Annotated in this window: 8 protein-coding genes; 6 read left to right on the top strand and 2 right to left on the bottom strand. The window is 71.7% G+C overall.

Going from position 1 to position 6,260, the window contains the following annotated elements:
- Window positions 1-404: 404 nt before the first annotated feature.
- Window positions 405-1,793 (bottom strand): helix-turn-helix domain-containing protein, encoded by a 1,389-nt coding sequence (locus ABCR83_RS31765; RefSeq protein ID WP_462698730.1) that lies wholly within the window; start codon window positions 1,791-1,793, stop codon window positions 405-407.
- 203 nt (window positions 1,794-1,996) lie between these two features.
- On the opposite strand from ABCR83_RS31765, the gene ABCR83_RS31760 reads away from it, so the two are divergent.
- From ABCR83_RS31760 to ABCR83_RS31740, 5 genes are all read left to right on the top strand, one after another.
- Complete coding sequence (locus ABCR83_RS31760) at window positions 1,997-2,635, top strand: Gfo/Idh/MocA family protein (RefSeq protein WP_462698729.1); 639 nt, start codon at window positions 1,997-1,999, stop codon at window positions 2,633-2,635.
- 210 nt (window positions 2,636-2,845) lie between these two features.
- Complete coding sequence (locus ABCR83_RS31755; RefSeq protein ID WP_462698728.1) at window positions 2,846-2,998, top strand: hypothetical protein; 153 nt, start codon at window positions 2,846-2,848, stop codon at window positions 2,996-2,998.
- Window positions 2,995-3,480 carry an aminotransferase class I/II-fold pyridoxal phosphate-dependent enzyme gene (locus ABCR83_RS31750; protein WP_462698727.1) on the top strand — a complete coding sequence of 162 codons (486 nt, stop codon included), beginning with the start codon at window positions 2,995-2,997 and terminating at the stop codon, window positions 3,478-3,480. Before ABCR83_RS31755 ends, ABCR83_RS31750 begins: the two co-directional genes overlap by 4 nt.
- A 320-nt stretch (window positions 3,481-3,800) precedes the next feature.
- Complete coding sequence (locus tag ABCR83_RS31745; RefSeq protein ID WP_462698726.1) at window positions 3,801-4,607, top strand: DegT/DnrJ/EryC1/StrS family aminotransferase; 807 nt, start codon at window positions 3,801-3,803, stop codon at window positions 4,605-4,607.
- On the top strand, window positions 4,607-5,056 hold the full coding sequence (locus ABCR83_RS31740; RefSeq protein WP_462698725.1) for an NUDIX hydrolase: 450 nt from the start codon (window positions 4,607-4,609) through the stop codon (window positions 5,054-5,056). The genes ABCR83_RS31745 and ABCR83_RS31740 overlap by 1 nt, the downstream gene beginning before the upstream one ends.
- A gap of 14 nt (window positions 5,057-5,070) precedes the next feature.
- Here the strand turns inward: ABCR83_RS31740 and ABCR83_RS31735 are convergent, their stop codons facing one another.
- The gene (locus ABCR83_RS31735; protein WP_462698724.1) at window positions 5,071-5,241 is read right to left on the bottom strand and encodes a hypothetical protein; all 171 of its coding nucleotides are present in this window, start codon (window positions 5,239-5,241) and stop codon (window positions 5,071-5,073) included.
- A gap of 697 nt (window positions 5,242-5,938) precedes the next feature.
- On the opposite strand from ABCR83_RS31735, the gene ABCR83_RS31730 reads away from it, so the two are divergent.
- A partial coding sequence (locus tag ABCR83_RS31730; protein WP_462698723.1) for an NAD-dependent epimerase/dehydratase family protein occupies window positions 5,939-6,260 on the top strand: 322 nt, incomplete at its 3' end.

Below are 6,260 nucleotides of genomic sequence, written 5' to 3'. Positions count from 1 at the left end.
GACGCAGCATCGCGGGAGCTCTTTTCTCCTGGTGGTGTAGGCCCTCGGGTGGTGTTCTCGCACCTCCGGGGGCCGCTTCGTTTTTGCTTGCCTGCGGTGAAGCAGCGGGATGCGCCGACCGTACTTCGTGATTTACGCAAGTCGCCCAAACTCAAGGCGAGTTCACCCGGTCGTGTGGTGGCGCCGAGTGCCGGTGAGCTGGCGGGACCAGTGGTCGCGCGGGCAGGATCGCTTTCCGTCACCTCCGGATCGGCCTCGCGGGCAAGCTGATCGCCCTGTGACAGCCCTCGGTCCGCACATGTTCGCGGCCCATGTCATCCCGGCACCGCAGTGCGGGTGTGGTCGGCTTTCCCAGGGATGCCCCGCCCGGCGATGATGGCCCGTCCTGCACGGCGAGTGAACCGTCAGGTGAGGACACCGACGCGGGCGGCGAGGCCGCGTAGCTCGATGGTCGTGCGCCCGGAGACCAGCAGTCCGGAGACCAGCGACTTCACCGCCGGGCGAGCGTGGGTCTCCTCGGGAGCGTGGTGCTCAGCGGCCAGGAGTGCGCGGATGCAGTCGTCGCGGCGGTTCCATCGTGCGAGGGCGGTGGCGATGTCGGTGTAGTAGCGGGCCCGGCGCTCGGTGCTCGGCAGGCTCCCGGGCGCCACCGCCTTGGCCGCGGCGAGCGCGGCGGAGGGGTCGCCGGCGGAGTTCTCCGCGGAGACCAGGTGGAGTTGGACGGTGGTGGGGCTGAATCCGCCGCCGTGGTCCCGTAGCACGGCGGCCGGGCCGAGCTCCCGGGCGATGGCGGCGGCCTCGCCGGTGAGCTCCCGCATCCCGGCCGCGTCGCCGGCGCGGGCGACGGTGTAGGCGGCGGACTGGATCAGCAAACCCCGCTGGGCCGCCAGTTCCGGCTCCCCGCCGCGGAGAGCGGGGTGGTCGGCGGCCGCCAGGGCGATGGACAGCGCCTGCTCGTGCCAGTCGGCCTTGCGGGCCAGGACCGCGAGCTGCCGCGCGGCCTCCGCGACCAGCAGGGGCTGGCCGACGGCTTCGGCGGCCTGGCGGGCGCGGTCGGCGGCCATCCAGCCGAGCTGCTGCTCGTCCAGCTTGATCAGCATGCGCGTGGCCAGCAGATAACTCTGGGCCAGCAGCCCGTCGCCCTCGGCACCTTCACCACCGGCCCGGGCGTGGGCCGCGCAGATCAGCCGGGGCAGCCGCACGGCCAGGCTGCCGTACGCGCAGGCGTGGAAGTCGGTGAAGGCCCGGTCCAGATCCGTCCGCAGGACCGCCGACGGCGGCACCGTGACGTCGGAGTGGAGGCCGAGCATCGCATCCCGCACGCGCGCTACCAGAACCTCGCCGACGGGGACGTCCTGGGAGGTCGTTTTGTCGGTGGGCAGGATGGGGGCGCCGACGGCCGCGGCGGCCGTGACCGCGAGGTTCGCGAGCAACTTCCTGCGCCGCACCGGGTCCTCCCCGTCTTCTCGACGAGCCGTCTCCTCCACCCTAGGACGTGGCAGGAGGGGGTAGGTGGCAGTTGGCCCGATCACGCGCCCGTGGCGGACCTCGGGCGGAGCGGTCAGCCCCAGGACCTGCGGCGGGAGGCCCAGGGCGTCGGCGAAGCGCCGCAGCACGGTGACGTCGGTCAGCGGTGAGACGCCGCGCTCGTACCGGGAGACCTGGGCCGCGGAGTAGCCGGTCAGCTCTCCGAGCTGAGCCAGGGTCAGACCCTGCTGCTTGCGCGCCTGCCGGACCAGTTCCCCAGGGCTGCCGTCCACCACCGGTGCCGGCTGTGATCCGACCGCGTCCATACCCGTCCCCCGCTCGCCGGGAGTGCGCCGCCGCACACCGTACTCGCACGCGCCCGGCCCGGACAGGGGCTTTGCATCGGATGCAAACGGCTTTGCGGCCCGCGGCAACGCCCCTGCCGCTGACGTCTCAGCTGCGGTGTTCTCGGAGGGCAGGCGGCCCGGACGGCGGGCCGCCGCCGCGCATCCGAAAGGGGATGTGAGCGATGAACGTACGCAAGCGGGCCGCGATGGTCGGGCTCGGCGGTCAGGCCACCAGTGACCACCTGCCTGGCCTCGCCCAGTGCCACCTCGCCGAGCTCGCCGGGGTCTGCGACGTCGACGCCGGTCGGGTCGCCGCTGCGGCCGACGCGCACCAAGTGCCCGGCTTCACCACCGTCGAGCACCTGCTGGAGTCGGTGCAGCCGGACTTCGTCATCGCCGCGGTGCCGCACCACGCCGGGCAGCAGGTCATCGCCGCGTGCGCCGAGGCGGGGGTACACGTGATGAAGGAGAAGCCGTTCGCCACCGACCCCCACGAGGCGGCCGAGCTCGCCGGGCTGTGCGACAAGAGCGGGATCGAGCTGATGGTCACCGTCCAGCGCCGCTTCCATCCCGTCTACACCGCCGCCCTCCAACTGCTGGAACGGATCGGCACCCCGTACCTGGTCGAAGGGCGATACACCTTCCACTGCCCGGACCCGGCTGCCGGCTGGCGCGGCCGGGCAAAGCTCGCGGGTGGAGGGTGCCTGGCGGACATGGGCTACCACCTGATCGACCTGCTGGTCTGGTACCTCGGGCTGCCCGACCGCGTCCTCGCGGATACCTCGGCCGCCGCCGCGCCGGGCGCCGAGTACGACGCGTAGGACACCGCCCTGGTCCACCTCGCCTACGACCGCGGCCTGTACGGCTCGCTGCTGGTCTCCCGCTCCGCCAGCCTGAAGAGCGAGCGCCTGGCCATCACCGGCCCGCACGGCACGCTCGCCGTCGAGCGCGGGGCCGTCCGCCTCCTCGACCCCGGCGGGCAGGTCGTCGAGTCGCTGTTGCGCGAGCCGGCCTGGCCCTGCCCGCCCGCCATGCTGATCGACCGCTTCTGCCGCGTTCTGGACGGCACCGCCCCCAACCCCTCCGGACCGGCCGTCCACCTGCCGCATGCCGCGTTCCTCGCCGCCGCCTACGCCTCCGCCACCACCAACCGCCCCGCCGACCCCAAGGAGTTCCTGGCATGAACGACTCCCCGCTCGCCCTGCTCGGCGGCGAACCGGCCGTGACGGCCCCGGGCCCGCACTTCACGTGGCCGCCGGTCACCGAGGCCGACCACCACGCCGTAGCGGCCCAGTTGGAGACGGCCCTCTCGATCCCGGACCGCTCCGGCGTCGTCGCCGATCTGGAGGACGCGCTGGCCACCTACCTCGCGGTCCGGCACGTCGTGACGACCTGCACGGGGACGGCCGCGCTGCACTCGATGTACGCGGCCGCCGGGATCGGGCCCGGCGACGAGGTCATCGTTCCGGCCCTGACTTTCCACGCCACCGCCACCCCGCTCTTCCACCTCGGCGCCCACCCCGTGCTCGCCGACGTCGACGACCGCGGGCAGCTCGACCTCGACGGCGCCGCCCGGCGCATCACCGCCCGGACGAAGGCCGTCGTCGCGGTCCACCTGTGGGGGTTGGCAACTGCTCGTCGAGGAGCGCATATGAGGTCGTCTTAGCTCGATGGTGTGATGGCCGGCTTCCGGGCTTGCGGTGCCCTGGGTCATCCGGGTTAGCGTGGCGGCGCGATCTGGGACGCCGGGTGCGGTGTCGGCGTGCGGGGCCCCTGCTCCACCGGAGCGATGGTTCAGGGCCTCCCCGTCGCCTCTGGCCGTATCCATATGGCCAGGTCGCGTAGGGAACCGGCCTCCCGGGACCGGACCACGCACAGGATGCGTGTCGCCGCCTCGGGGTCGAGTACGCCGGGGAACCAGTGCGCCCAAGACCGTTCGGGGCGTGCGGCTGACCGGGCTCACTCCTGCTCAGTCCGTAGGAACGGTTGCCCGAGGACATGGACGCGCTGGTGTCGTTCGCCGACGAGCACGGGCTGATGCTGCTGGAGGACGGCTCCCACGCCCACGGCGCCACCTGGAACCACCAGCGCACCGGCACATTCGGCACCGCGTCCGCGTTCAGCCTCAACGGCCCCAAACCGCTCTCGGCCGGCGAGGGCGGCTTCGTCGCCACCGACAACACCGAGCTGTACTACCGGGTCCTGCTGCACGGTCAGTACAACAAGCGGTGCCGCCGCGAGATCCCCGCCGGCCACCCGCTCGCGCGCTTCGCCGTCACCGGCATGGGCCTGAAACTGCGCATCCACCCCCTCGCCGCCGCGCTCGCCCGCACCCAACTCACTCGTTTGGAGGACCACCTCGCCGGGCGCCAGGAGATCGCGGCCCGCATGTGCGCCGCTCTGGACGGCGTGCCGGGCATCCGCGTCCCGCACGTGTCGGTCTCCGCCCGGCCGTCGTGGTACGCGCTGCCGCTGAGCTACAGGTCGGCCGAGCTCGGCGGGCTGCCGCTTCAGCGGTTCCTCGACGCCGTCCACGCCGAAGGCGCCACCGAGGCGGACCGGCCGGGCTCGACCTGCCCCCTGGGCGCCCATCCGCTGTTTCAAACCCCGGGGGCTTTGATCCCTGGCTACGCTGACGGCCGGGGTTCCGCCGACGACTTCCCGACGGCGGAGCACGTGCACTCCGTCACCTTCAAGCTGCCGGTCTGGCACCGCGAGGAGGATGTCCGCCTCGCCGATGCCTACGCCGCGGCCATCACCAAAGTCGCCTCCCACGCGAAGGGCCTGCTGTGATGTCCCTCGACACCGCTCTGCTCGACGACCTGGCCTGCGCCGCCGAACGCGACGGCATCACCAAGACCGTGGTTGGCGCCGTCATCGCCGACCACGACGGCAAGGTCCTGCTGCTGCACCGGCCGGCCGACGACTACCTCGGCGGCCTGTGGGAGCTGCCCTCCGGCGGCGTCGACCCGGGCGAGTCCCTCATCGAGGCCCTGCGGCGCGAGGTCGCGGAGGAGACGGGGCTGACGGTCACGGCCGTCGGCACCTACCTCGGCTACTTCGACTACCGCTCCGGCAGCGGCCGCGCCACCCGCCAGTTCAACTTCACCGCCACCATCACGGGGGAGACGGTCACGCTCACCGAGCACGACGCGAACCTGTGGGCCGACCGCACGCAGCAGAACAAGGTCTCCAGCGCCGTCCAAGCCGTCCTCGACACCTGGCGCGACCAGGCCAACTGACCGGCTCCCGAGCCTCAAACCGGGTCCCGGCCGCCCTTCCCGGGAGGGGCGGCCGGGACCCGCCCACCGACCATCGCCAGCTGGAGGTTCTTCGCGGGGAACGAGAAGCGGGCATCGGCACTGGTGCCCTGCAGGCGTTCGTAGAAGGCGATGCCGGAGTCGAGCTGCCCCGGTTCGACGAACACCCGTATGAGCACACGGGGTTCGCGGAGGCCGGAGGAGTCGGTACGCCTGCGCCACACTTGGGAAGGAACGAGTTCTTCAGACATCCGGACACTGACACCACTTCGTCCGCCGCTCCCAGTACCTGGGCCAGGAGGTAGGGGGTGACGGCCACTTGGCGGCAGTCTGCCGCGCGCGGGGCTCGTAACGGCCAGATCCCATGAGACAGGACAGTGATCACGCGGCAGAGTCGTCGCCGACCTGGAGTTCGTTCACCCACTCTTGGGCCGCCGCGAGGTTGTCGGCGGTGCCGACCACCTGGTACGCGAAGTCGTCCCAACTCCTCAGACCCGCGGTTCGTCGTGGCGGAGGTGGCTGGCCCCGCCGTGGACCGGTCGGTGACGGCGGTACTGATCCATCGGCGGGTGGCGGCGTTTGGTGTACGCGGCGAGCGGGTCGTCGGCGTCCACGTGTGGGACAGCCCTGGATGGCTGGTTCGGGGGTCCGGGTCGGCGATGCTTGCCCATGCACTCGATGGTGTCAGGCCGTGACTGTGGTCGGGCGGGTGGCGACGAGTTCCCTCGCACGGGCGGGATGTGTTGACCGTACTTCGTGGCTTACGCAAGTCACCCAAACTCAGGGCGAGTTCACCCGGTCGTGTGGTGTCGCCGACTGCCGGTGAGGTGGCGGGACCAGTGGTCGCGCGGGCAGGATCGCCTCATGCGAGTTCTCATCCTGGGCGGAACCTGGTTTCTCGGACGCGCTGTTGCTCAGCAGGCATTGGCGCAGGGCTGGGGCGTGTCCACGTTCAATCGTGGCCGCTCTGGAGCGGATGTGTCTGGAGTGGACGTTCTCCGGGGCGACCGGACGCGCGCGGCCGACCTCTCCACCCTCGCCGCCGAGGGGCCCTGGGACGCGGTGATCGACACGTCCTCGTCCGAGCTTCCTCCTCGCGATGTCCTGGCGGGAGCCAATGCGCTGGAGAGCGTGGCCGGACGGTATATCTACGTCTCGACTGTCAATGCCTATCGAGGTTGGCCGG

It is taken from the genome of Streptomyces xingningensis, assembly GCF_054957865.1.
Note: the sequence above shows the minus strand (reverse complement) of the source record. Positions and strands in the feature narration are given on the sequence as shown.

Bases quoted from the DNA above. Each gene is read 5' to 3' on its own strand.
- ABCR83_RS31750 (WP_462698727.1), top strand. From the start codon at position 2,995: ATGAACGACTCCCCGCTCGCCCTGCTCGGCGGCGAACCGGCCGTGACG.
- ABCR83_RS31760 (WP_462698729.1), top strand. From the start codon at position 1,997: ATGAACGTACGCAAGCGGGCCGCGATGGTCGGGCTCGGCGGTCAGGCC.
- ABCR83_RS31755 (WP_462698728.1), top strand. From the start codon at position 2,846: ATGCTGATCGACCGCTTCTGCCGCGTTCTGGACGGCACCGCCCCCAAC.
- ABCR83_RS31740 (WP_462698725.1), top strand. From the start codon at position 4,607: ATGTCCCTCGACACCGCTCTGCTCGACGACCTGGCCTGCGCCGCCGAA.
- ABCR83_RS31765 (WP_462698730.1), bottom strand. From the start codon at position 1,793: ATGGACGCGGTCGGATCACAGCCGGCACCGGTGGTGGACGGCAGCCCT.